The sequence below is a fragment of the Neobacillus sp. PVCKKU3 genome (assembly GCF_058323225.1).
Map to the genome: position 1 here is coordinate 71318 of NZ_JBLVQN010000010.1, position 24914 is coordinate 96231.

The following is a 24914-nucleotide window of genomic DNA, read 5'->3' on the forward strand; positions in this document are numbered from 1 at the left end:
TGGATTAAGGAGGATTACATATGTCTGAAGAATTAAATCAGGTAGAAGTGAAAAGCTTTGAAGTTGGCGACAAGGTAACCGGGCAAGTTACTAAAGTAGAAGAAAAGCAGGTGCTTGTAAATATCCAAGGCAGCAAACTTGATGGGATTATTCCAATCAGCGAATTATCAAGCCTGCATATCGAAAAAGCTTCAGATGCCGTTAAAGAAGGCGATGAACTAGAGCTTGAAGTAATGAAGGTTGAGGAAGAAGCATTAATTCTTTCAAAAAGAAAAGTGGACGCCGGCAAGGCTTGGGAAAGCCTTGAGCAGAAATTCCAAAGCGGCGAGGTTATTGAAACCGAAGTAAAAGATGTAGTGAAAGGCGGCCTAGTTGTCGACCTAGGAGTTCGCGGCTTTGTCCCAGCTTCCCTTGTTGAGACATATTTTGTCGAGGATTTTAGCGACTATAAGGGCAGAACGATTACTTTTAAAATTGTCGAACTTGATAAAGATAAAAATCGCTTAATCCTTTCCCACCGTGCTGTTGTTGAACAGGAAAAGGCAAAGCAAAAACTATCCCGTCTTGATGCAATCCAGCCGGGGGATATCATTGAAGGTACAGTTCAAAGATTGACTGATTTTGGTGCTTTTGTTGATATCGGCGGAATTGACGGACTTGTCCATATTTCCCAATTATCACACGAACATGTCAATAAACCAACAGATGTTGTACATGAAGGCCAAAAGGTTAATGTAAAAGTCCTAAGCGTGGATCGGGGCAGCGAAAGAATCTCATTATCCATTAAAGAGACACTTCCTGGGCCATGGTCAAACATCTCAGAAAAGGCTCCAAAGGGCAGTGTGTTAACCGGAACCGTTAAGCGATTGGTTTCTTATGGAGCTTTCGTTGAGGTATTCCCTGGTGTTGAAGGCCTTGTTCATATCTCCCAGATTGCCCATAAACACATCGGTACCCCTCATGAGGTGTTAAAGGAAGGACAAGAGGTATCCGTTAAAGTTTTAGATGCAAATGAAGCGGAGCAGCGCCTATCTTTGAGCATCAAGGAGCTTCTTGAAAAAGAGGTTGAGGAAACCTACGATTATGAACTTCCGGAAGAATCAAAAGGATTCCAGCTTGGTGAAATGATTGGAGATAAGTTAAAGAATCTGAGAAAATAATGGTGATAAAACGTGTCTAGATTGGAACGTAAATGGGATCACATCCGCCTAGCTATTGAAAATGGGCACACGCGTTCTTCAGCATTTGATGATATTAAATTTATTCACCAAAGTTTACCGAATATTGGTATTAGTGATGTTCGATTAAATCATGAAATAGGCGAACTTTATTTAAGTTCGCCTATTTTTATCAATGCGATGACGGGCGGCGGCGGTGAAAAGACCTATTCGATTAATAAGGAACTGGCTATTGCTGCAAGTGAGCTTGGATTGGCGATGGCTGTCGGTTCTCAAATGTCGGCTGTTAAGGATCGAACTCAAAGTTATACCTATGAAGTTGCCCGTAAAGAGAATCCGAAGGGCGTTTTGATTGCCAATCTTGGCAGTGAGGCACAGTTGGATGATGCAAAATATGCAATTGAAATGATTGAAGCCAATGCGCTGCAAATTCATTTAAATGTGATCCAAGAGCTGACCATGCCGGAGGGGGATCGTGACTTTTCCGGAGCCTTAAAAAGAATTGAAACCATCGTAAACGGTGTAGAAGTCCCAGTGATCATAAAAGAGGTGGGCTTTGGTATGTCCCGTGAAACGATTCAAATGCTTTTCTCGATAGGGGTGCAAATTGCCGATTGTGGGGGAGCCGGAGGAACCAACTTTGCGGAGATTGAAAATAAACGCAGAGAGAAATCCCTTCCTTTTTTCACTGATTGGGGCATACCCACTCCTGTGTCTATTGCGGAAGCTTCATCCATTTCCAACATTTCCATCCTTGGCTCTGGCGGTTTTATGAACGGTTTGGATATCGTCAAAGGAATAGCCTTAGGAGCGGATGCGATTGGGATTGCCGGTCATTTCCTGAGGATTCTTGTAGAAAAAGGGACAGAAGCATTAGTGGATGAAATGCAGGAGCTGCTTATGGAGATTACTCTTATTATGACAGCCTTAGGGGTAAAATCCATTTCGGAATTGAAACGTGTTCCTTTGATTATTTCCGGAGAGACTTATCATTGGTTAACCCAAAGAGGAATTGATACTAAACAATACAGCCAGCGACAAGTTTAAAGCTCCTGCAAAATGCAGGAGCTTTTCTTCTTGTCTGGCTGCAGCGCCTAGGGGCTCGGGGTCATAAGCCAATCCGTCAAGAAGGCTAAAAAACAGCCTTCTCGCCGGCTCGTCTTATGCCTGTCGCCCCTGGTCAAGGCGCTTCCGCTTTTCTTTTAGTAATCGTCCTTCCCATCATTTAAACCTCTTGCCTCATCAGGACCTGACAGCTTCGTGGACCCCTTATAGTGCAATGCTTGATCACGGTCTGACTCCACTCTTCTGCTTGCTTTTAGCTTTTTCTCTTGGCGGTCTTTTCCCATTTTTCTACACCTCCTCTTTATAAGATGAATCACATAGGAAATATTATTCAGTAAGTATAAAAGTTCATCAGGAATATCAATAATGATAATAATAGGAGGTGTATGTATGGAAGGTGCGGCATTTTATTTGATTTTTTGGATGTTTTGGGTTTACCTTACGTTTATTTTACCTAAGGATAATCCGTATCGGCTAAGGGTTGCGGCTGCAGTATTAATCTTGATTATTTTTTCAAACCATCATTTTAGTTTCGGCATGGTTGACGTTTATGGAAGCGGGGTTGTCATCTTAGGTTATTCATATTTATTTATAAGCAAAGAAAAGCAGCGGGTTATCATATACCTTCTCATATGTTCTTTAATTATCACAATTGCCTACGTAACCTTCCATTTGTTCGAAATATTTGACCCGGTTTGGTTAATATTTAAGAAGGAATGGATGATGGGAATCGGTATCGGCTATTTGGCTATAATCCTGCAAAACACATTAAAGGGGAGACTGCTGATTATATTTAGCGGAACCATGCAGGGAGAGTTATTGTACGCGTATATTTTAAATAAATTTCAATTTCCGCATTCAATCGGAGATTTTGCTTATTTAGATGTATGTGCGTTGATTTCCGCAGTAACGGTTGGCTGGAGCCTTTTGGAAAATGCAGGAGCTGTACTGCAAAATCATTTTCATTTTTTGGAAAAAGCAAAACAAAAATCTTCTTAACAAGATTTATTCCCCCTATCCGTTGCAGGAGGAGATTAACATTTGCTAAGATAGGATAGTTAGACCTTTCTGGGGGTACCCCGAAGGGTTCTTTCATCATTTTTAGTAACTTTACATACTAAAAAAGTTTGATTAACGGATAAGAAAGGATGGCGATTTGAATGGTTAAACCTGTTATTGCCATTGTGGGAAGACCGAATGTCGGAAAATCCACTATTTTTAATAGAATTGTTGGTGAACGAATTTCCATTGTTGAAGATATCCCAGGTGTGACGAGAGACCGAATTTATAGCTCAGGCGAATGGCTCAACCATGATTTTAATATCATCGATACAGGCGGGATTGATATTGGTGATGAGCCGTTTCTGGAGCAAATCCGGCAGCAGGCCGAAGTGGCGATTGATGAAGCTGACGTCATTATCTTTTTAACGAATGGGAGAGAAGGGGTTACGGCTGCCGATGAAGAAGTGGCTAAAATTCTTTATAAAACAAAAAAACCAATTATCCTAGGGGTTAATAAGATTGATAATCCTGAAATGCGGGATATGATTTATGATTTTTACGCACTTGGGTTTGGAGAGCCAATCCCAATTTCGGGGTCTCATGGACTTGGCCTGGGGGATTTGTTGGATGCTGCTGCAAAACATTTTCCAAAGGGCGGAGAAGCAGAGTATGATGAGGATGTTATTAAGTTTTCTTTAATTGGCCGGCCAAATGTCGGAAAATCTTCTTTGGTTAACGCCATATTAAGAGAAGACCGGGTAATTGTCAGCAATATCGCCGGGACAACCCGTGATGCCATCGATTCTCCTTATACGTACGAAGGACAAGAATATGTTATCATCGATACAGCAGGAATTAGAAAAAAAGGTAAAGTATACGAAAGCACCGAAAAATATAGTGTGCTGCGTGCACTTAGGGCCATTGAACGATCAGACGTGGTTTTGGTGGTCATTAATGCCGAAGAAGGAATCATTGAACAGGATAAGAAAATCGCAGGCTATGCCCATGAAGCCGGAAGAGCGGTCGTCATTGTCGTCAATAAGTGGGATGCTATTGAAAAAGATGAAAAAACGATGAAAGAGTTTGAGCAGAAGATCAGAGATCATTTTCTGTTTCTTGATTATGCACCGATCGTTTTCTTATCTGCGAAAACGAAAAAAAGAATCCATACCTTGCTGCCAGTGATTAATTTGGCTAGTGAGAACCATTCTATGCGTGTTGAAACAAGTGTCTTAAACGATATTATTATGGATGCGGTTGCCATGAACCCGACACCAACGGATAAAGGCAGAAGATTAAAAATTTATTATGCTACACAGGTTGCCGTGAAGCCGCCAACCTTTGTCATTTTCGTCAACGAACCAGAATTATTGCATTTTTCTTATGAACGTTTTCTTGAAAACAGGATAAGGGATGCATTTGGCTTTGAGGGTACCCCTATTAAAATTTATGCAAGAGAAAGAAAATAGCCTTGAGGCGGTGATCGTAATGGAAGAGAAACAAAAGGCTGCTGCCGTCGTCGGTGCTGGATCCTGGGGGACAGCCCTGGCGATGGTACTGGCGGATAATGGACTCGGGGTCCGGTTGTGGAGCCATAATGAGGAACAAGTTAAAGAAATTAATCAGTTTCATACAAACAAAAAATATTTGCCCGGAATAGACCTTCCTGAATTAATCGTTGGCTATGCTTCCTTAAGCGATGCCTTGGCAAATATTAAGCATGTTATTTTAGCGGTTCCCACAAAGGCCATTCGCGAGGTCATTCGGAAAATTCAAGCTGTCGTAACTTCTCCGATTATGATAACACATGTAAGTAAAGGGATTGAGCCCGATACTTTGATGAGAATTTCGGAAATCATCAAGGAAGAAATGCCTGAAGAGCTCTTAGATGCTGTTGTTGTTCTTTCTGGTCCAAGCCATGCCGAGGAAGTTAGTCTCAGACACCCGACAACGGTTGCAGTTACTTCGGAAAATATGGAAGCAGCAGAAGAAATTCAGGATTTATTTATTAACCACAATTTCCGTGTCTATACGAATTCCGATGTAATTGGGGTTGAGATTGGCGGTGCCTTGAAAAACATTATTGCCTTGGCTGTAGGAATTACCGATGGTTTGGGCTATGGGGATAATGCCAAAGCTGCCCTAATGACAAGAGGGTTGGCTGAAATCGCGCGGCTTGGCACAAAAATGGGAGCTAACCCGTTAACTTTCTCCGGCTTGGCAGGAATAGGCGATTTAATTGTCACCTGCACCAGTGTTCATTCAAGAAACTGGAGAGCAGGAAATTTATTAGGGAAAGGAAAAACCCTAGAGGAAGTACTTGATAGCATGGGTATGGTCGTGGAAGGTGTCAGAACCACGAAAGCTGCTTACCAGCTGGTCGAAAAATATGAAGTAAAAATGCCTATTACCCGTGTGCTCTATGATGTTTTGTTTAATGGCAAAAATGCAAAAGACGGGGTAGAGGTATTAATGGGCCGCAGCAAAACACATGAGATGGAAGATTTGGTTAATATTTTGGATGAAAGAAATATATAACGAAAAAATGTGCTTTTTCCTTCAAAAAATAGGCGTTCTTCTGATACGCTTTAACATGAAAATGCATACAATGCAACGAAGCAACTTGGTAGTATGACGCTGGAGTATGGGTTATTTAGTCTTGACCATGGCTGAAGTAAAGAACTCGCCCCTCTTTACTTCAGTTTTTTATTTTTATGTTATAATAACTTTCGGACAAGGGGGGAATTACGTTGTCACCAGGTATGTTAAAGATGTGGATATCCGTTGGCGGAATGGCTTTAATGTTTTTCGCCATTATTACCATTTATTTGAGCAGGTATAAATTAACAGGAGTACTCCGTTTTGTTACAGCTATTCTTGCCTATCTATTTATGATTGCAGCAGGGCTGACACTGCTTATCGTATTCCTGACATGACGAAAAATATACATATAAAGGTGATTATATGAAGTGGAAGATGCTGGGCTTGTGTGCAGCTTTGGCTTTCCTGTTAACGGGATGTATGTATCCAAAGGAGGAATTGGCAAAGAATCAGATTCCCTACAAGGATCAAATACAAGCAGTTCAAACGGCTGTGGACGATTTTAGAAATGATAATGGCGGTATACTGCCAATCAAAACGAAAGAAGCGGGTACCCCTATTTATCAAAAGTATCCAATTGATTTTAAAAAGATTGCCCCTAAATATATAGCTGAACCACCCGGTAATGCGTTTGAAAACGGGGGTATATTCCAATACGTTTTGGTTGATGTGGAAACCAGTCCAACGGTGAAACTTATTGACTTAAGAATGGCTGAAACGATCCGGGATATGAAATTAAGATTAAAGGCAATGGGGTATCCGCCCTATAAAAAACAAATTGCCAAAAATGTGTTTACTCTAGACTATAAAAAATTGGGATATAAGGAGCCTCCATATGCCGTCAGTCCGTATTCCAATCAAAATTTATCCTTTGTCATCACTGGGAATGCCGAAGTATATATAGATTACAGCCCTGACCTTTATCAGGCAATTAAGAAATCAGACCAGAAGGTGAATCCTGGCGAGGATATCCGGCCTATTCTAGTCAATAACTCTATGTTCGTTCCGGCTTTTTCCCTGCCCTACACCATAGACCCAAAAACAAATGAACCGGTATTTCTAGAAGAATAAGATTTAAAAGTCATAACCCTTTTCCTGCGAAATATATTGTAGGAGAAGGGTTTTTTTTCAATAAATAAACGCGGTACGGCGAATTCCTAATTCCATCGTATCGATGAACATAAATAGAAACCCTCCATCCATTTTGACCTTACAGGTACTGTAAATACCAGCATTACATGAAATTTTTTTTGAAGGAGGTAAAAAATTTTTAGAAAAGTGTCATAACTGGGTAGGACAACATCATAAACATATACTGTCCAAAAATACCTATATGGATGAAACTATCCCACTTTACTCTATGATCAGGAGGGGATCACTTGGAAAAGGTAGATATTTTTAAAGATATTGCCGAAAGAACGGGCGGCGATATTTATTTAGGAGTAGTCGGAGCAGTACGAACAGGAAAATCAACATTCATTAAAAAATTTATGGAGCTTGTTGTCTTACCGAATATAAACAGCGAAGCAGATAGATCGCGAGCACAGGATGAGCTTCCGCAAAGTGCAGCTGGAAAAACAATCATGACAACTGAACCTAAATTTGTTCCAAACCAGGCCGCAACTGTTCATGTTGATGAAGGCTTGGATGTCAACATAAGACTTGTGGATTGTGTTGGCTATACAGTACCTGGAGCTAAAGGGTATGAAGATGAAAATGGCCCTAGAATGATTAATACGCCATGGTATGAAGAACCTATTCCATTCCATGAGGCCGCTGAAATTGGCACCAGAAAGGTCATTCAGGAGCATTCCACAATAGGTGTGCTGGTTACAACAGATGGAACCATTGGAGAGATTCCAAGGAGTAATTATATCGAGGCCGAGGAAAGGGTTATTGAAGAGCTCAAAGAAGTCGGCAAGCCGTTTATCATGGTGGTGAACAGTGCCCAGCCATATCATCCAAGTACAGAGACTCTTAGGTCCAACCTGGCTGAAAAATATGATATTCCTGTCATTGCCATGAGTGTTGAGAGCATGCGGGAAAATGACTGCTTAAATGTACTCCGCGAAGCACTTTATGAATTCCCTGTTCTTGAAGTCAATGTCAATCTGCCAAGCTGGGTAATGGTTCTAAAGGAAAATCATTGGCTGAGAGAAAGCTATCAGGATGCTGTTAAGGAAACGGTAAAAGATATCAAGAGATTGAGAGATGTCGACCGGGTTGTACAGCATTTCAGTGAGTTTGAGTTTATTGACAAGGCAGGACTCGCCGGAGTGGAAATGGGTTCAGGTGTAGCTGAAATCGATTTATTTGCTCCGGATGAATTATATGATGATATTTTAAAAGAAATAGTCGGGGTAGAAATCAGAGGAAAAGACCATTTGCTAGAGCTTATGCAGGATTTTGCCCATGCAAAAGCGGAATATGATCATATTTCAGACGCCCTAAAAATGGTAAAACAGACCGGCTATGGAATTGCTAGTCCAACACTTTCAGATATGAGCCTCGAAGAGCCGGAAATAATCCGTCAGGGTTCCCGTTTCGGTGTTAGATTAAAAGCAGTTGCACCGTCCATTCACATGATTAAAGTGGATGTGGAATCAGAATTTGCACCGATTATTGGAACAGAAAAACAAAGTGAAGAGCTAGTCCGTTACCTAATGCAGGATTTTGAAGATGACCCGCTTTCTATTTGGAATTCTGATATATTTGGTCGCAGTTTGAGTTCCATCGTCCGTGAAGGCATTCAGGCTAAGATTTCCTTAATGCCGGAAAATGCTAGATACAAATTAAAAGAAACACTTGAAAGAATTATCAACGAAGGCTCAGGCGGTTTGATTGCCATTATTTTATAAAATTGGACTCCTCTGGAGTCTTTTTTTTATGCGTTTCTACCCAACTATGACCAATAAAGTAGAATTTTGTAGAAGAAAAGAAAAGATTCCCATAATTTCTTGAAATCTTCTTGATATGCTGAATTGATTATGATAATCTTTTAACAGAATTACGTTAGTAGTGCATCAGTCCTTTATTTTAAAAGGTTTTTTCAAAGATTTAGAAATTGCTGCAAATGCGGTAATTTTTATAACTTTTACAATAAAACTGCGCTGTTGAACGTATAGAAATCAGAAAAAGTGTTTAGAAATGTAGATAAGTAATCTTACTTATCTCGATAAACCTTTGGGAGGAGGTGAAAGGCATGAACAAGACAGAACTTATTAATGCAGTAGCGGAAGCCAGCGAACTTTCTAAAAAGGACGCAACTAAAGCGGTTGATGCTGTTTTTGATTCGATTTTAGATGCTTTAAAGAATGGTGATAAGGTTCAACTTATCGGTTTTGGTAACTTTGAAGTACGCGAGCGCGCAGCACGTAAGGGGCGTAACCCTCAAACTGGTGATGAAATCGAAATCGCGGCAAGCAAGGTTCCTGCTTTCAAACCAGGTAAAGCGCTTAAAGACGCAGTAAAATAATTACATAAATTATTGCTTTAAGCGAATGCTTAAGAGCAAAGGCCATGGCAAACACCATGGCCTTTTTCTTTTGGCACTTAAATTGCCTGCTAAGAAAACAATATGCTAATATGTATTTGACATCTATTAGAGGCAAATAGGAGGAGTTAACATGGCAGAGGTAAATCGTGCCCAAATTGAAGAGGCGGTACGTTTAATATTAGAAGCAGTCGGGGAAGATCCAAATCGGGAAGGACTTCTTGACACCCCTAAGCGTGTGGCAAAAATGTATGAAGAAGTTTTTAGCGGGTTAAAGGAAGATCCTAAAAAGCATTTTGAAACGATTTTCAGTGAGGATCATGAAGAATTAGTATTGGTGAAGGATATTCCGTTCTATTCGATGTGTGAACACCATCTTGTCCCATTTTTCGGGCATGCTCATGTGGCCTATATCCCGCGTAATGGCCGTGTAACGGGCTTAAGCAAGCTGGCAAGAGCCGTCGAAGCTGTTGCCAAAAGACCACAGCTGCAGGAACGAATTACTTCCACCATAGCTGATAGTATTATGGAAAAATTAGAGCCGCACGGTGTAATGATTGTGGTGGAAGCAGAACATATGTGTATGACGATGCGTGGAGTGAAAAAACCGGGAGCAAAAACAGTAACAACTGCTGTTCGTGGAACACTTGCCGAGGATGTCAGCGCCCGCTCCGAAGTGCTCTCCTTAATAAAAAATTAACTTTTTCTAAAACTCTAGAGGTGATGATGATGGAAAACCGGCAGCCACAAAGTAGTGATTATATTGTCATTAAAGCAAATGATGATGGAGTTAGTGTCATTGGTCTGACGAGAGGTACTGATACAAGATTTCACCATTCTGAAAAGCTTGATAAAGGTGAGGTATTAATTGCTCAATTTACAGAGCATACTTCTGCTATTAAAATTAGAGGGAATGCCAAAATTCTTACTCAATACGGGGAAATTGAAAGTGAAATAAAAAAATAGAGGACTTTTTGGTCCTTCTGTTTTTTATAAGAGTATTCTTAGTTGATGAGAAATATAATTATTTTGTGAATTCCTGCTCATGTATGTTTATATGTGTTATAATGGTGACTGCCTTGTTTATTGGCAGAGTTTTTCTTACTTAATTATTTAACATGCATTTTCCTTTTGGATTAGGAAATAAGAATACATAATGATACTACTTCGGGGAACAAGGGTGATTAAAAATGCAGGATATTCGACAAAAGTTAATAAGCATTAAGGAAAAAGTCGAAAACCGTGTTTTTGATCCTTACTTGCTACAATTTATTGAGACCCCAATAGTTGACGAGGATAAACTCCTAATTTTAGTTTCCATCATGGACCGAATGGATTTGTCTTATCACGAAATGGAAAACTATGCCCTCTCGACTATGCTGGTACAAATCGCCCTCGATACCCATGAACATATTACCTCAACAAATGAGGAAAAAAACCGCCAGCTTACTGTTTTGGCCGGGGATTATTTTAGCGGATTGTATTATAAGCTCCTGGCCGATTCAGATGACATTTTCATGATAAAAGCACTGTCGGAAGGAATTAAGCAAGTAAATGAACATAAGACTTCAGTATATTTTACTGAGTCAGAGGATATCGAACAGCTGATGAAAAGCATGATGGTCATTGAAAGCTCGCTGCTTTCGAAGCTTGCCGAATATTTTAATATCGACCTTTGGAATGATGTTCTAGCCTATTACTTGCTATTCAAACGGTTACTAAACGAAAAGGCTTTATTTCTTCAAACAGGCAGTTCCATTTTATTTGCTGCATTGAAAAAAATAATGGTACCACTCCACGACCATAACAAAGACTTGCCGGATATTCAGAACGATCAGCTTTTAAAGGTATGTGACCGGTATCTTGAACTTTCAAAGCAAATAATTGAAAAAGGGATTCCAAAGCTTCCATATCTAAATCATTTGCTTGAAGGCAGGATTTCCAATTTATTAAATCAATATCAGCCATATGCCAAAACATTTGTGGAAGAAGGGTGAAACATGCAGCAATCGAAAGAACAACGTGTTCATCAAGTGTTCGAAAAAATTTCTGATAGCTACGACAAAATGAACTCTGTTATCAGCTTTCAGCAACATATTAGATGGCGTAAGGACACGATGAAAAGAATGAATGTACAGCCTGGCTCAAAAGCCCTGGATGTCTGCTGCGGGACAGCTGATTGGACAATTGCTATGGCAGAAGCTGTCGGTCCATCCGGAAAAGTGATTGGCTTGGATTTTAGTCAAAATATGCTAAACGTGGGTAAGGAAAAAGTCCGCGAGCTTGGGTTGAATCAAGTTGAACTCATCCATGGCAATGCAATGGAACTGCCTTTTCCTGATAATAGCTTTGATTACGTCACCATTGGCTTTGGTTTAAGGAATGTGCCGGATTACCTGCAGGTACTAAAAGAAATGCAACGGGTTGTAAAACCGGGCGGAATCGGGGTTTGCCTTGAAACATCCCAGCCAACCCTTATTGGTTACAGACAGCTGTTTTTCTTTTACTTCCGCTTTATTATGCCTTTATTCGGAAAGATGTTTGCGAAAAGCTACCAGGAATACTCTTGGCTTCAAGAGTCTGCGCGCGATTTTCCAGGGATGAGAGAGCTGGCTAGAATGTTTGAGCAGGCTGGCTTTCAAAATGTTAAATATAAGCCATACAGCGGCGGTGCGGCTGCTGTTCATATCGGACATAAGAAATAACATGGAACAGAGACAGGATGAAAAGCTAGGTGGATACAAATGAAATTAAAAATGATGTATTCATTTTTGAATTCGGATATTAGTTTAATCGAGAAAAAACTGGAGGAGACGATCAAATCAGAGTCTATCCTCCTGCAGCAAGCTTCGTTGCATACATTACAAGCCGGGGGAAAAAGAATTCGTCCTGTTTTTGTTTTGCTTGCAGGAAAATTTGGCACCTATGATATAAACGTCATGAAGAATGTTGCGGTTGCATTGGAACTAATTCATATGGCCTCGCTTGTTCATGACGACGTCATCGATGATGCTGACTTAAGAAGGGGACAGCCTACTGTCAAAGCAAAATGGGATAACAAGACTGCGATGTATACGGGTGACTTCGTGTTTGCCCTTGCACTCGAATTGATGACTAATATCAAGCATCCTTTAGCCCATAAAATTTTGGCCAATGCCATAGTCGAAGTAAGCGTAGGGGAAATCCAGCAATTTAAGGATAAATATCGTTTTAATCAGAACCTTCGGGACTATCTCCGCAGAATTAAAAGAAAAACGGCTTTGTTAATTGCTGTCAGCTGCCAGCTTGGGGCGGTTGCCGCAGATGTTGAAGAAGCCATTCATAAAAAGCTTTATCGGTTTGGGTATTATGTGGGAATGTCCTATCAGATAATTGACGATATTTTAGACTTTACGGGAACAGAAAAAGAATTAGGCAAGCCTGCTGGCGGTGACCTTCTGCAAGGAAATATCACGGCTCCTGCTCTGTTTGCAATGGAAAATGAGGCAGCCCGGAAAGAAATAGAAAAGGTTCATGCAAACAGCTCAAAAGCCGACATAGAAAGAATTATTTCTTTGATCAAGCAAACCGGTGCAATTGAAAAATCGCTTGCTTTAAGTGACCTTTATTTAGAAAAGGCCCTGTTGATTCTAGAGGAACTGCCTGCCAACAAAGCAGGTAAAGCGCTTCGGGATATTGCCAGGAACATTGGCAGAAGGAAATTCTAGTTTGATTATATTCTTGCCATTTATACCAAACAATGTTAATATTTTCGTGGATTGTTTTCGCTAGCAATCATATACATAATTTTTAGGAGTGGAATAGATGGAAAGAACTTTTTTAATGGTTAAACCAGATGGCGTACAACGTAATTTAATTGGTGAAATTGTTGCCCGTTTCGAGAAAAAGGGCTTCCAATTAGTTGGAGCAAAATTAATGAACATCTCTACAGAACTTGCTTCTGAGCATTATGGCGAACATAAAGAGCGCCCATTCTTCGGGGAATTAGTTGATTTCATTACCTCCGGACCAGTATTTGCAATGGTGTGGCAAGGTGAAAACGTGATTGCGACTGCCCGCCAAATGATGGGTTCTACCAATCCTAAGGATGCTGCACCTGGAACAATCCGCGGTGACTTTGGATTAACGGTTGGCAAAAATGTTATTCATGGCTCTGATTCACCTGCAAGTGCACAACGTGAAATCGGCATTTTCTTTAATGAGGCTGAATTAGCAGAATACACAAAATTAGTAAACGAATGGATCTATTAATCCAAATAATGAAAGCACTTGTATAACAAATACAAGTGCTTTTTTGTATACGCATTCATAAAGAAAATTTCTTTTTTCTGAATTGTCCTACTATGTTTATTCGGCTGTATATGTTATATTGATACATAATTCTTTAATGAGTTGAAGGGGGAAAGAATATGGGAATGAGGTACTTAACTGCGGGAGAATCCCATGGTCCGCAGTTAACGACAATATTAGAAGGTTTTCCAGCAGGTATGCCTTTAGAGGCAGATGATATAAATAATGATCTTTCAAGAAGACAAAAGGGCTACGGCCGCGGCAGAAGGATGCAAATCGAAAAGGATACTGCAGAGATTATGTCAGGTGTCCGCCATGGATTGACACTCGGCTCACCGATAGCTTTAGTCGTTAAAAATAACGATTGGAAGCATTGGACAAAAATCATGGGAGCTGAACCACTTGAAGAAGGCCAGGAGGACGAAGTAAAAAGAAAAGTCAGCCGGCCAAGGCCAGGCCATGCCGACTTAAATGGTGCGATTAAATATGGACATCGTGACATGAGAAATGTCCTTGAACGTTCGTCCGCACGTGAAACAACGGTTCGGGTAGCAGCAGGGGCAGCAGCCAAAAAACTCTTGTCGTTAGTGGGTGTGGACATTGTATCACACGTTGTTGAAATTGCCGGGATTAAGGCGAATGTTGACAGTTCAATTACACTGAAGGAATTAAAAGAGCGGACAGAAAATTCACCAGTGCGGACCGGAGACCCCAATGTGGAGCAGGAAATGATGAATGCTATTGATGAGGCCAAGAAAAATGGTGATTCCATTGGTGGCGTAGTGGAGGTCATTGCGACTGGGATGCCGGCTGGCGTGGGCAGCTATGTTCATTATGATCGTAAATTAGATGCCAAATTGGCGGCGGCGATTGTCAGCATTAACGCATTTAAAGGTGTGGAAATCGGCATTGGTTTTGAAGCAGCCTCTAAACCAGGCAGTCAAGTCCATGATGAAATAGCTTGGAATAAAGAGCAGGGCTACCGCCGTTTGACAAACCGGCTAGGCGGTTTTGAAGGCGGAATGACAACAGGTATGCCAATTGTTGTCCGCGGTGTCATGAAGCCGATTCCGACCCTTTATAAACCGTTAATGAGCGTTGATATTGAAACAAAAGAACCGTTTTCAGCCAGCGTTGAACGTTCCGACAGCTGTGCCGTTCCAGCGGCTGCTGTGGTGGCGGAAAGTGTCGTAGCTTGGGAGCTTGCAAACGCGTTAGTAGAGCAATTTTACAGCGACCGTTTCGACACCTTTGCGGCAGAAATCGATAAGCAGCGTGCCTATGCGAGGGATTTCTAATGGACACAATTCAAATCCTTACAAAGTCAAAAAACTATCCTGTCTTTGTAGGAGAAGGAACCCTTCAAGACATCGGCCCGTTTTTAACGCATCACTTTCCTAAATTGACAAAACTATTCATTATCACGGATGAAACAGTTGCAGGGCTTCATCTAGAGAAGCTTCTGGCCGTCTTAGAACCATTCAAAACGACTGTTTTTACTGCTCCGAAGGGTGAGAAGGCTAAAACCTTTGAGGTCTATTATAATGCCTTATCAACCGCACTTGAGAACCGTCTTGACCGGAAATCCATCGTATTAGCCTTGGGCGGGGGTGCTGTTGGAGACCTGTCAGGATTTGTTGCGGCTTCTTTTATGAGAGGAATTCCATTTATTCAGATACCAACCACAATCCTTGCACACGATAGTGCCGTAGGCGGTAAGGTAGCCATTAATCACCCGCTTGGCAAAAATATGATCGGCGCTTTTTATCAGCCAGAGGCTGTTTTTTATGACTTGGAATTGCTTAAGACTCTGCCGATCCAGGAGATTCGCTCGGGATTCGCGGAAGTGATTAAGCATGCACTTATCAATGATGCTTATTTTTATCAATGGCTTTCCTCCAATATAGAGGATTTAAATTCCCTAACACTGGAGGAATTATCCAAGTCATTAACAAAAGGAATTCGGATTAAAAATGAATTTGTCAGTCAAGATGAAAGGGAAACAGGCGTCCGTGCCTTTTTGAATTTCGGGCACACATTGGGTCATGCCATTGAAGCGGAAATGGGCTATGGGAATTTCACTCATGGTGAATCGATCATGATTGGGATGGTGTTTGCCTTAAAGCTCAGTATCGAGTATAGAGGGCTCTCTTTTCCATTGCCAGAATTCATCCAATGGGTTGAAAGGCTGGGGTATCAAACCAATATACCTGATCATTTATCTCTTGAAAAATTAGTAACCAAAATGAAACAGGACAAAAAGTCCGTTGGGGAAACAATTCATTTTGTATTCCTCGAAGAAATAGGGAAACCGGTACTTCAAGAAGTAAATGATGCTGATATTCTTGAAAGACTCAGGAAGTTTTAAAGCGAAGGGGGAGTTTAGCCATGATTAGAGGGGTGAGAGGAGCGACAACGGTTGACGCAAACACGGAAGAAGCAATTGTATCTGCAACCGAGGAGCTTTTGGCAAAATTGATTGAGGTCAATCATATCGAGCCGGACTCCGTCGCATCCGTTTTTATTTCTACAACTGAGGATGTCAATGCCGTTTTTCCGGCAAAAGCATTGCGTAATTTCGCTGGCTGGACATATGTTCCGGTCGTATGCATGAGAGAGATTCCTGTTCCAGGTTCTTTAAAAATGTGCGTAAGAATCATGATGCACGTCAACACATCTGTTTCCCAAAAAGACATCATTCATGTCTATTTAAAGGATGCAGTGGTACTTAGACCAGACTTAGGCAGCAGCTTGTCATTATAGGGCTCTGTCCATTTTAGAAAAATACAGAAAGGATGTAAATGATCATGAGATGGAAAGAACAATTATTAACTCTTACACCATATCAACCAGGGAAATCCATTGAATCAGTAAAAAGACAATATAATTTAGAGCAAATTATTAAACTGGCTTCGAATGAAAATCCGTTTGGATGTTCACAAGCGGCTCTTTCAGCACTAAAAGAAAATTCGACAAGCCTTGCTATTTATCCTGATGGGTATGCCACAATTTTAAGAGAAAAGCTTGCTTCCTTCCTACAAGTGGGCGAGGAGGAAATTATCCTTGGAAACGGTTCAGATAACTTAATCCAGATGATTTCAAGGGCGCTCCTGCATCCAGGTGCCAGCACGATCATGTCGACCCATACGTTTTCCCAATATAAGCACAACGCTGTAATTGAAGGGGCTGTCATTAAAGAGGTGCCTGACATTGATGGGGAGCATGATTTAGAGGGATTTTTGACGGCCATTGATGATCAAACCAATGTTATTTGGGTGTGCAGTCCGAACAATCCAACTGGTACATATATACCGGAAAATAAACTAATCCCATTCCTTGATCAAGTTCCTGAACATATTCTTGTCGTACTTGATGAAGCCTACTATGAATATGTGGTGGCGGAGGATTACTATGATTCCACCAGTCTCGCACAGAAGTATCCGAACTTGATTGTGCTAAGGACATTTTCAAAAATTTATGGCTTAGCAGCGCTCCGTGTCGGTTATGGGATTGCCAATAGCAGCATTATCAAAGCGCTTGAGCCAGCCAGAGAACCATTTAACGTAAACTCATTAGGGCAGCTTGCCGCAGCTGAAGCTCTTTCTGACCAAGAGTTTGTCGAACAATGCAAGCAAAAAAATAGACAGGGTCTTGCTCAATATTACGAATTTTGCAAGAACAACAGCCTGAAATATTATCCATCCCAAACAAATTTCGTTTTAATCGATTTTCAAGTAGATGCGAATGAGGTATTTCAGTATCTGTTAGAACGAGGCTATATTGTCCGCTCCGGTAAAGCACTTGGTTTTCCAACAGCTGTTAGAATTACAGTAGGCTCTCCTGAACAAAATGAAGGATTAATTAAGGTTCTAGAGCAATTCCTTTCAGAAAAATAAACAGCAGTGCCTAAGAAAATTGTCCAGCATATGGCGCCGATAGAAAGGCGCCTTACGCTTTTTGTTTTAGGGGGAGTGATCCATTGAAAGGCCGGGTTTTTGTTATTGGATTAGGGTTAATCGGGGGCTCGCTGGCGCTTTGTATAAAAAAGGAGCATCCGGAATCGACCATTATTGGATTTGATATTAATAGAGAACAGGTCAGACTTGCCAAAATGCTGGGTGTCATTGATGAAACAGCGGAGAATATTCCCGATGGCTCACAGAATGCTGATTTAATTATCGTTTCCGCACCTGTAAATGATTCGAAAACGATATTAAAGGCTCTCTCCACATTACCATTAAAACCGGATGTCATTATTACTGATACGGGCAGCACAAAGAAGATAATCGTCGAAAATGCTGCTGATTTAAGGGAGAAGGGAATCACCTTCATTGGTGGTCATCCGATGGCGGGGTCGCATAAAAGTGGTGTTTCAGCTGCGAAGGATATCTTGTTTGAAAATGCTTTTTATCTTTTAACCCCCGAAGAAATGGTCGATATAGACAAGGTAGACGAGCTTAAGGGCTGGTTAAAAGGAACAAAGGCAAAGTTTTTGACAATAACACCTGAAAACCATGATTATCTGACAGGCATTGTCAGTCACTTTCCGCATATAATTGCCGCATCCATTGTCCGCCAGACAGAAAAATTGTCTGAATCAGAATCCCTAATCCCCCGTCTTGCGGCAGGAGGCTTTAGAGACATTACCAGGATTGCCTCCAGCAGTCCAAATATGTGGAAGGATATTTTGCTGCATAATCGGGAAAATCTAATTGCTTTATTAAATCAGTGGCAGGAAGAAATGGAAGGGGTAAAGGAATTACTCCAAACAGGTAACGAAAAGGAAATCTATCAATATTTCTATCAGGCTAAACAATATCGGGACGGCCTGCCAATCAAAGAAAAGGGTGCAATCCCAGCCTTTTATGATTTATATGTTGATATTCCAGACGTTCCCGGGATTGTTTCTGAAGTGACCGGTTATTTGGCGAAGGAAAATATCAGTATCACAAATATTCGTATCCTTGAAACACGTGAGGATATTATCGGAGTCCTTGTCATTAGTTTTCAAACAGAAGGAGACAGGCAAAGAGCCGAGAAGTGTATTCTTACTTATACAAACTACTCCACCTCCAATGGGAGTTAAAAAGATTTAAATTAAAAGGTGATGACATGACTTCATTAAAGCTAGCAACAAACAAAAAAAGTTTAACCGGTGAATTAACGATTCCAGGGGATAAATCAATCTCCCATCGTTCTGTCATGTTTGGTTCGATTGCCCACGGAGAAACGCGGGTCACGAATTTCTTACCAGGTGATGATTGCCTAAGCACCATTTCCTGTTTTCGTAAACTCGGAGTAACCATTGAAGAAAATGGCGGAGAACTCCGCATTCTAGGCCAAGGTTTTGAAGGCTTAACCGAGCCTGACGAAGTTTTAAATGTGGGCAATTCCGGCACAACCATACGATTACTAATGGGAATATTAGCGGGCAGACCATTTTTCTCTACACTTGTGGGTGATGAGTCGATAGCGAAAAGACCTATGACCAGAGTAACAGGTCCATTATCGAAAATGGGTACGGCCATCGACGGTCGGAAAAATGGAGCATTTACTCCCATCTCCATAAGAGGTGGCAAATTAAATGCTATTCATTACGAACTTCCAGTTGCAAGTGCACAGGTAAAATCAGCACTAATTCTCGCCGGTCTTCAGGCCGAAGGCGAAACGACGATTTTAGAACCGGCCGATACTCGTGATCATACCGAGAGAATGATTCGTAAGTTTGGCGGAAAGATTTCTAAAGAAGGTCAAACCATTAGGGTAGAAGGGGGACAAAGGCTGTCTGCAGCAAGCGTAAATGTGCCGGGAGACATATCTTCTGCGGCTTTTTTCCTAGTTGCCGGCGCTGTTGTGCCAAATAGTGAAATCGTTCTGAAAAACGTAGGTTTAAATCCGACCCGGACAGGGATCATTGAGGTTCTGAAAAACATGGGCGCTGAACTAGAGATTATCCAGACCGAGGATGATTCCTTTGAGCCAGCGGGTGATCTTGTGATCAGAACATCAAGCTTAAACGGTACAGTAATCGAGGGAGAGTTAATTCCTAAATTAATCGACGAAATTCCAGTCATTGCTCTTCTTGCCACACAGGCCGAAGGTCAAACGGTCATAAAGGATGCAGAGGAGTTAAAGGTAAAGGAAACTAACCGGATTGATACAGTTGTTCATGAACTGAAGAAACTAGGTGCGGACATCGAAGCAACAGAGGATGGGATGATTATTCACGGCAGAACCAAACTTCATGGCGGAGTAGTGTCCAGTCACGGGGACCATCGAATCGGTATGATGCTTGCTATCGCTTCTCTCCTTTGTGAAGGTGAGGTCACCCTGGATAACCCAGAAGCAATCGCCGTCTCCTATCCCAATTTCTTTTCACATTTAGAAAGTCTAATTCACTAAAAAGCTGCCTTCCGGGGCAGTTTTTCCTTTTTAAGCCTCATGCCCTATCATACTTTTTCAAAAATCCGCATAGCTTGTCTTAAACAGATGAAAAGGGTGAGAGGATGGCGTATATCATTGAAAATGCCAATATCCTAAAAAGGAAAGAGCTAAAAACGTGCTCGTTGTTCATACAAGACAACCGGATTGCTTCCATCCAATCAAATTTTAAGTACTATCGTCATATTAAAATGGACCTAGAACCATATATCATGACCCCTTCATTTGTCCTGTTGAATTCAAACATTCCACTGAAAAACTCGTTTCAAGACATGAAAAAATGGATGATTGATTACTTTCTTTCCAAAGGCTCCACTACCTTATTCACTTATGTACAGGCTTCCTTTGCAGAGGAAATACCCGATAAAATCAATGAACTGAAAGTTGCCCTCAGCAGCAGCCCAATTGATTATCTAATAGGGGTAAAAATACCAATGCGACTGATTACCCCTTCAATGATCCGCAAATGTAAAAAAGAAAAAGTGCCTGCCATTTTTGTTGATTTGGATAACCCTGATGAATTAGCGTCTGTACCATGGGGATGGATTAGAGAAGCGTTATTTCCCTACAATTGCCCGTTAATTCCAATTTTTTCTTCAACAGAAAAGAAGGAAGCAAAGGCCGTTCTGTCGAAATGGTTAACTATAATGGAAAAGGAAAAAATACCGGCCCTATTAGAGGAATTAGAAGAAAACATACCGCTCTCAGCAACTGTTTTAAATAAGATTGGTTTATTTCCGCATAAAGGCAGCCTGATGAACGGGACAGAACTAAGCTATAATCTATATGAAAAGTCCAGGGAAATCATCAATGTTGATGAAGCTGCTTTATTTCATTATTATGGTGATAGACTAGCAATCACAGTACACAAGGGAAAAATCGTCCGTTCTGGGAAAGAGGTATTATTTAAACCAGGATATGGAGAATATGTAAAGGTGCGAACACCATCGTTTTTTTCCTTGTAAGTAAACGGGAGAGGTATTTGTCAATGGAGCGAATCAAGAAAATTATTACGATGTTAGAAAACGGCCAACATAAAGAGGCCTTAAATGAATATAATGTTGTACTACAAAGCGGTATGCCAGAGGAGAAATTTCTTCTTGGTGAAGAGTTATTCCAATATGGTTTTCTCGATGAAGCTAGGGCCTTGGTAGAGAATTTGTTAAACAGCTATCCTGAAGAAGGAGAACTGCTGATTCTTCTTGGTGAAATTCTGATTGAAGCAGGTGAAGAGGAAGAAGCCATTCTTGTTTTGGAAAGAATCTCCGAACTTGATGTTCATTATGCGCAAAGCTTGCTGCTCATGGCTGATCTTTATCAGCTGCAAGGATTATATGAAGTTTGTGAAAATAAACTCTTAAAAGCAAAGGAAATCTTACCAAATGAAATCATCATTGATTTTGCACTAGGCGAGCTTTACAGTGAGCAAGGGGAAGTAACAGCAGCATTAAATGCCTATGAAAAGGTTCTTAAGGAGACAACTGAAGTTGCCGGTGTTAACATCTATGCCCGAATGGCAGACCTGTTAAGTGCATCCGGCGTTTTTGAAGAAGCATTAGTTTATTACGACAAAGCACTTGAAGAGAAATTAGAAATAAACACACTTTTTGGTTACGCTTTCACAGCCCTGCAGGCAGGCTACAACCGGACAGCTATTGAAAAGTTTATAGAATTAAAAGAACTAGATCCGGAATATCATTCGCTTTACTTACTTCTTGGAAAGGCATATGAGCGGGAGGAAGAGCTTGAAAATAGCCTCCGGATTGTTCAAGAGGGCATTAAAATTGACGAGTTTAATAAAGATTTATTTTTCTATGGTGGTCAAATTGCCGCCAAGCTAGGGAAACTTCCCGAGGCTGAACAATATTTGCGGGAAGCACTTGTTTTGGACCCCGGATTCACTCAGGCTGTAATGGTGTTAAATAAGCTGTTTTTACAGGAAGAGCGCTTTGAGGATGTTTTACTTCTTCTATCAGATCTTGGAATGACCGACGACGAAGAGCCTCAGCTTTTATGGGACTCAGCCCTTGCTTATCAAAAGTTAGAGTCATATTCAAAAGCATTAGACAAATATGAAAGTGCATATACTTTTTTTAAGAATAACGAAACTTTTTTACAGGATTATGGATATTTTCTAATGGAAGAAGGAAAAACCACCCCTGCCGCCGAAATTTTTAAACAACTGCTCGCATTTGATCCAACCAACAGCGAGTATCTGGATGTGCTTGAACGTCTTGGCGAATTTGAAGAATAAATAAAACAAAAAAGATGAATATGCAGAGGAGGGAATACGACTATGGCAACCCCTGTTTCTGTCAACGAGAAGAAGGATTTTATACGCTGGTTTTTAAATCATTATCAATTAAAAAGAAGAGAATGTGTATGGATTCTAAATTATTTAATGAGTCACGATCAGCTTATGGAAAAAGTTCATTTTGTGGAGCAGGCCCAATATTGTCCGCGCGGCCTGATCATGTCGACTCATTGTGTGGATAAAGTGCCATTCCGCTTTTATAAAGAAAATGTGATGACCACAGATGCCGAAAAGTCCTTCCATGATATTCGCTTGAATCGCGATGAGGACATTTATATTCAATTAAATTTTCATGCTTCTAATCAAGCACACCAGTATGCAGCTGTTTTGGAGGAGAATCCATACGTTCCGAAACACCTCCAGGTAAATGAGAAGGATGGAATCGTAGCAGAGCAATTTTTGCAAAACAGTATCGAACGCTTTCAGCGGGAAAAACTCCTCCAATTAATAGATGAGGCCCTAGATAAACAAGACCGCCCCGCTTTTGAACGATTAACCAAACAACTAAATAAATTAAAAGCAACCGAACCAAAAGGAAGCCTGCGCTAAGCAGACTTCTTTTTTTTAAATCTAGCTGCAGCTTTTTTTGTTATTTTAAACAAATTTTTTTAGAAGTTTTATTTTCTTTTAAAGTTTTAGGAAATAATGATAATATAGGGGTAGATGAATAAAGGTTGGTGTAACATAGATGAAATGGATATCCCAAGAGGTTGAGACCTACTTAAATGCGAAGGAGTACGTCGATACCGCTGTTGTACCGCTATATTCGGTAGCCATTGGCGGGGAGATGAAAGAATCAGCAGAAGCTGCCGAATTTATTGGCCTGTTGACCACTCATCTCGAAAGACAATTTACAGGAAGAATTTTGCTATTCCCGCCATTTACATATTTAAAAAGTGATTCAGGCGAAAAAGTTTTAGGCGAATTAAAGAATTGGGAGGTGAACATATTAGAGGCTGAATTTAAACATGTATTTTATATTACCTCGGATATCGAATGGAGAACACGTGAAAACGAGCTTGATGGTGCTGTAATCTGGGTTCCCTCGATACCTCTCGAACAGATGAATGATTCGCAAAAATTAAAAATGATGGACAGCCAAGTAAAACAGCTTCTAACACTTTTTACACAAAAGTGGCATCAAAAAGCGTAAAAACTATGCATAAACCTTATTTTAAAACAGTATTGATATTGACCTTACTCAGAAGTTGATATATCATTGTTATGTCCTAGTTTTATATGTGTTTAATTAATGTCCGCTGGACTTACTTCGTGAATAGAGGGGGGATAATCATGAGTAAAGAGCGCGTTTCTAGACGTCAATTCTTAAGCTACACATTAACAGGTGTAGGCGGTTTCATGGCTGCCGGCATGTTAATGCCAATGGTAAGATTTGCAGTTGACCCAGTGTTAAAAGCCGAAGCTGGCGGTGATTTCATCGCAACTCCGAAAAAAGTGTCAGAACTTACTGACGAACCAGTTCGTGTAGACTTCACATTCAAGCAGAAAGATGCTTGGTATGAGTCAGAAGTAACCGAATCTGCGTGGGTTTACAAGGACGGAGATAAGATTATTGCACTGTCGCCAGTATGTAAACATTTGGGCTGTACCGTTAACTGGAATTCTGACAAGGAACATCCGGAACAATTCTTCTGTCCGTGCCACTACGGCCGTTATACGAAGGATGGAACCAACATTCCAGGTACACCACCACTTCACCCGCTAGATGTATATCCATACAAAGAAAAAGACGGTTTCCTATACTTAGGAAAAGCAAAACCACGGAAGGAGGCGTAATCATTGTTAAACAAAATTTACGATTGGGTAGATGAACGTTTAGATATTACGCCTATGTGGCGCGATATCGCAGACCATGAAGTGCCAGAGCATGTTAACCCTGCCCATCATTTTTCTGCGTTTGTCTATTGCTTTGGCGGTCTGACATTTTTCGTTACTGTAATTCAAATTCTTTCCGGTATGTTTTTAACTATGTATTATGTGCCGGACATCAAAAACGCATGGGAATCTGTTTTTTATCTGCAAAACCAAGTAGCGTTCGGACAAATTGTCCGTGGAATGCACCACTGGGGAGCAAGCTTGGTATTAGTTATGATGTTTTTACATACGCTTCGGGTCTTTTTCCAAGGAGCCTATAAAAAACCTCGTGAATTAAACTGGATTGTCGGAGTACTGATTTTCTTCGTCATGCTTGGCTTAGGTTTTACAGGCTACCTTTTACCTTGGGATATGAAGGCATTGTTTGCAACTAAGGTAGGTTTGCAAATTGCCGAAGCGACGCCGTTTATCGGTTCCTATGTTAAAATTCTGTTATCCGGACATGAAACCATTGTCGGTGCGCAGACATTAACCCGTTTCTTTGCGATTCATGTATTCTTCCTGCCTGGAGTATTATTTGGTTTAATGGCAGCACACTTTGTCATGATTCGCAGACAAGGTATTTCTGGACCGCTATGATTCAAATTCTAATCTAAACTAGAAAGTTATCATATTACGATGAAAAAGGAGGGGA

Annotated in this window: 28 protein-coding genes; 27 read left to right on the forward strand and 1 reads right to left on the reverse strand. The window is 40.8% G+C overall.

The genetic code is table 11. The annotated features are described in order from the left end of the window. Positions 1 to 20 precede the first annotated feature (20 nt). On the forward strand, positions 21 to 1160 hold the full coding sequence (gene rpsA, locus ACNQGS_RS09085) for a 30S ribosomal protein S1 (RefSeq protein ID WP_464490969.1): 1140 nt from the start codon (positions 21 to 23) through the stop codon (positions 1158 to 1160). A gap of 12 nt (positions 1161 to 1172) precedes the next feature. Next, positions 1173 to 2225, forward strand: a complete 1053-nt coding sequence (gene fni, locus ACNQGS_RS09090) for a type 2 isopentenyl-diphosphate Delta-isomerase (protein WP_491487052.1) — start codon at positions 1173 to 1175, stop codon at positions 2223 to 2225. 155 nt (positions 2226 to 2380) lie between these two features. Here the strand turns inward: fni and ACNQGS_RS09095 are convergent, their stop codons facing one another. Continuing rightward, positions 2381 to 2527 carry a YpzI family protein gene (locus ACNQGS_RS09095; protein WP_213145018.1) on the reverse strand — a complete coding sequence of 49 codons (147 nt, stop codon included), beginning with the start codon at positions 2525 to 2527 and terminating at the stop codon, positions 2381 to 2383. A gap of 106 nt (positions 2528 to 2633) precedes the next feature. Here ACNQGS_RS09095 and ACNQGS_RS09100 point away from each other — a divergent pair, with 106 nt between their 5' ends. The 25 genes from ACNQGS_RS09100 to qcrB all read left to right on the forward strand — a co-directional run bounded on the left by ACNQGS_RS09100 (position 2634) and on the right by qcrB (position 24859). Further along, on the forward strand, positions 2634 to 3242 hold the full coding sequence (locus tag ACNQGS_RS09100; RefSeq protein WP_491487053.1) for a YphA family membrane protein: 609 nt from the start codon (positions 2634 to 2636) through the stop codon (positions 3240 to 3242). Between the two features lie 161 nt (positions 3243 to 3403). After that, complete coding sequence (gene der / locus ACNQGS_RS09105; protein WP_423798959.1) at positions 3404 to 4714, forward strand: ribosome biogenesis GTPase Der; 1311 nt, start codon at positions 3404 to 3406, stop codon at positions 4712 to 4714. Positions 4715 to 4733: 19 nt separating this feature from the next. Further along, complete coding sequence (locus ACNQGS_RS09110; protein ID WP_491487054.1) at positions 4734 to 5783, forward strand: NAD(P)H-dependent glycerol-3-phosphate dehydrogenase; 1050 nt, start codon at positions 4734 to 4736, stop codon at positions 5781 to 5783. 224 nt (positions 5784 to 6007) lie between these two features. Next, a complete protein-coding gene (locus ACNQGS_RS09115) occupies positions 6008 to 6181 on the forward strand; it encodes a DUF2768 domain-containing protein (protein WP_491487055.1) in 174 nt (57 codons plus the stop codon). Positions 6182 to 6209: 28 nt separating this feature from the next. Further along, positions 6210 to 6917: a YphF family lipoprotein gene (locus ACNQGS_RS09120; protein WP_491487056.1), complete on the forward strand. Its 708-nt coding sequence runs from the start codon at positions 6210 to 6212 to the stop codon at positions 6915 to 6917. Positions 6918 to 7225: 308 nt separating this feature from the next. Then, positions 7226 to 8704, forward strand: a complete 1479-nt coding sequence (gene spoIVA / locus ACNQGS_RS09125) for a stage IV sporulation protein A (protein ID WP_213120356.1) — start codon at positions 7226 to 7228, stop codon at positions 8702 to 8704. A 344-nt stretch (positions 8705 to 9048) separates the two neighbouring features. After that, a complete protein-coding gene (locus ACNQGS_RS09130) occupies positions 9049 to 9321 on the forward strand; it encodes an HU family DNA-binding protein (protein WP_213120357.1) in 273 nt (90 codons plus the stop codon). Positions 9322 to 9472: 151 nt separating this feature from the next. Beyond that, positions 9473 to 10039 (forward strand): GTP cyclohydrolase I FolE, encoded by a 567-nt coding sequence (folE, locus tag ACNQGS_RS09135; RefSeq protein ID WP_213145025.1) that lies wholly within the window; start codon positions 9473 to 9475, stop codon positions 10037 to 10039. Positions 10040 to 10068: 29 nt separating this feature from the next. After that, positions 10069 to 10305, forward strand: a complete 237-nt coding sequence (gene mtrB / locus ACNQGS_RS09140; protein WP_213120359.1) for a trp RNA-binding attenuation protein MtrB — start codon at positions 10069 to 10071, stop codon at positions 10303 to 10305. A 224-nt stretch (positions 10306 to 10529) separates the two neighbouring features. After that, the gene (locus ACNQGS_RS09145) at positions 10530 to 11336 is read left to right on the forward strand and encodes a heptaprenyl diphosphate synthase component 1 (RefSeq protein ID WP_491487057.1); all 807 of its coding nucleotides are present in this window, start codon (positions 10530 to 10532) and stop codon (positions 11334 to 11336) included. 3 nt (positions 11337 to 11339) lie between these two features. Continuing rightward, complete coding sequence (locus tag ACNQGS_RS09150) at positions 11340 to 12044, forward strand: demethylmenaquinone methyltransferase (RefSeq protein ID WP_213145027.1); 705 nt, start codon at positions 11340 to 11342, stop codon at positions 12042 to 12044. A 39-nt stretch (positions 12045 to 12083) separates the two neighbouring features. Beyond that, entirely contained in the window at positions 12084 to 13046 is a 963-nt protein-coding gene (gene hepT / locus ACNQGS_RS09155; protein ID WP_491487058.1) for a heptaprenyl diphosphate synthase component II, read from the forward strand. Between the two features lie 97 nt (positions 13047 to 13143). Continuing rightward, the gene (gene ndk / locus ACNQGS_RS09160) at positions 13144 to 13590 is read left to right on the forward strand and encodes a nucleoside-diphosphate kinase (protein WP_491487059.1); all 447 of its coding nucleotides are present in this window, start codon (positions 13144 to 13146) and stop codon (positions 13588 to 13590) included. A 164-nt stretch (positions 13591 to 13754) separates the two neighbouring features. Beyond that, positions 13755 to 14927 (forward strand): chorismate synthase, encoded by a 1173-nt coding sequence (gene aroC, locus ACNQGS_RS09165; protein ID WP_491487098.1) that lies wholly within the window; start codon positions 13755 to 13757, stop codon positions 14925 to 14927. Then, positions 14927 to 15997 (forward strand): 3-dehydroquinate synthase, encoded by a 1071-nt coding sequence (aroB, locus tag ACNQGS_RS09170; protein ID WP_491487060.1) that lies wholly within the window; start codon positions 14927 to 14929, stop codon positions 15995 to 15997. Before aroC ends, aroB begins: the two co-directional genes overlap by 1 nt. 20 nt (positions 15998 to 16017) lie before the next feature. Further along, positions 16018 to 16392 (forward strand): chorismate mutase, encoded by a 375-nt coding sequence (gene aroH / locus ACNQGS_RS09175; protein WP_213145031.1) that lies wholly within the window; start codon positions 16018 to 16020, stop codon positions 16390 to 16392. 44 nt (positions 16393 to 16436) lie between these two features. Next, entirely contained in the window at positions 16437 to 17525 is a 1089-nt protein-coding gene (hisC, locus tag ACNQGS_RS09180; protein ID WP_491487061.1) for a histidinol-phosphate transaminase, read from the forward strand. Positions 17526 to 17608: 83 nt separating this feature from the next. Next, positions 17609 to 18715 (forward strand): prephenate dehydrogenase, encoded by a 1107-nt coding sequence (locus tag ACNQGS_RS09185; RefSeq protein ID WP_491487062.1) that lies wholly within the window; start codon positions 17609 to 17611, stop codon positions 18713 to 18715. Positions 18716 to 18741: 26 nt separating this feature from the next. Continuing rightward, complete coding sequence (aroA, locus tag ACNQGS_RS09190) at positions 18742 to 20031, forward strand: 3-phosphoshikimate 1-carboxyvinyltransferase (RefSeq protein WP_491487063.1); 1290 nt, start codon at positions 18742 to 18744, stop codon at positions 20029 to 20031. Between the two features lie 104 nt (positions 20032 to 20135). Further along, a complete protein-coding gene (locus ACNQGS_RS09195; protein WP_491487064.1) occupies positions 20136 to 21035 on the forward strand; it encodes a hypothetical protein in 900 nt (299 codons plus the stop codon). 23 nt (positions 21036 to 21058) lie between these two features. Beyond that, positions 21059 to 22324, forward strand: coding sequence for a tetratricopeptide repeat protein (locus tag ACNQGS_RS09200; protein ID WP_491487065.1), 1266 nt, complete (start codon positions 21059 to 21061; stop codon positions 22322 to 22324). A gap of 42 nt (positions 22325 to 22366) precedes the next feature. Further along, positions 22367 to 22933, forward strand: coding sequence for a ReoY family proteolytic degradation factor (locus tag ACNQGS_RS09205; protein ID WP_213145037.1), 567 nt, complete (start codon positions 22367 to 22369; stop codon positions 22931 to 22933). 139 nt (positions 22934 to 23072) lie between these two features. Further along, positions 23073 to 23537 (forward strand): YpiF family protein, encoded by a 465-nt coding sequence (locus ACNQGS_RS09210; protein WP_491487066.1) that lies wholly within the window; start codon positions 23073 to 23075, stop codon positions 23535 to 23537. Positions 23538 to 23677: 140 nt separating this feature from the next. Beyond that, positions 23678 to 24181 carry a QcrA and Rieske domain-containing protein gene (locus tag ACNQGS_RS09215; protein ID WP_213145039.1) on the forward strand — a complete coding sequence of 168 codons (504 nt, stop codon included), beginning with the start codon at positions 23678 to 23680 and terminating at the stop codon, positions 24179 to 24181. Positions 24182 to 24184: 3 nt separating this feature from the next. Further along, positions 24185 to 24859 (forward strand): menaquinol-cytochrome c reductase cytochrome b subunit, encoded by a 675-nt coding sequence (gene qcrB / locus ACNQGS_RS09220; protein ID WP_213120374.1) that lies wholly within the window; start codon positions 24185 to 24187, stop codon positions 24857 to 24859. Positions 24860 to 24914: the final 55 nt, after the last annotated feature.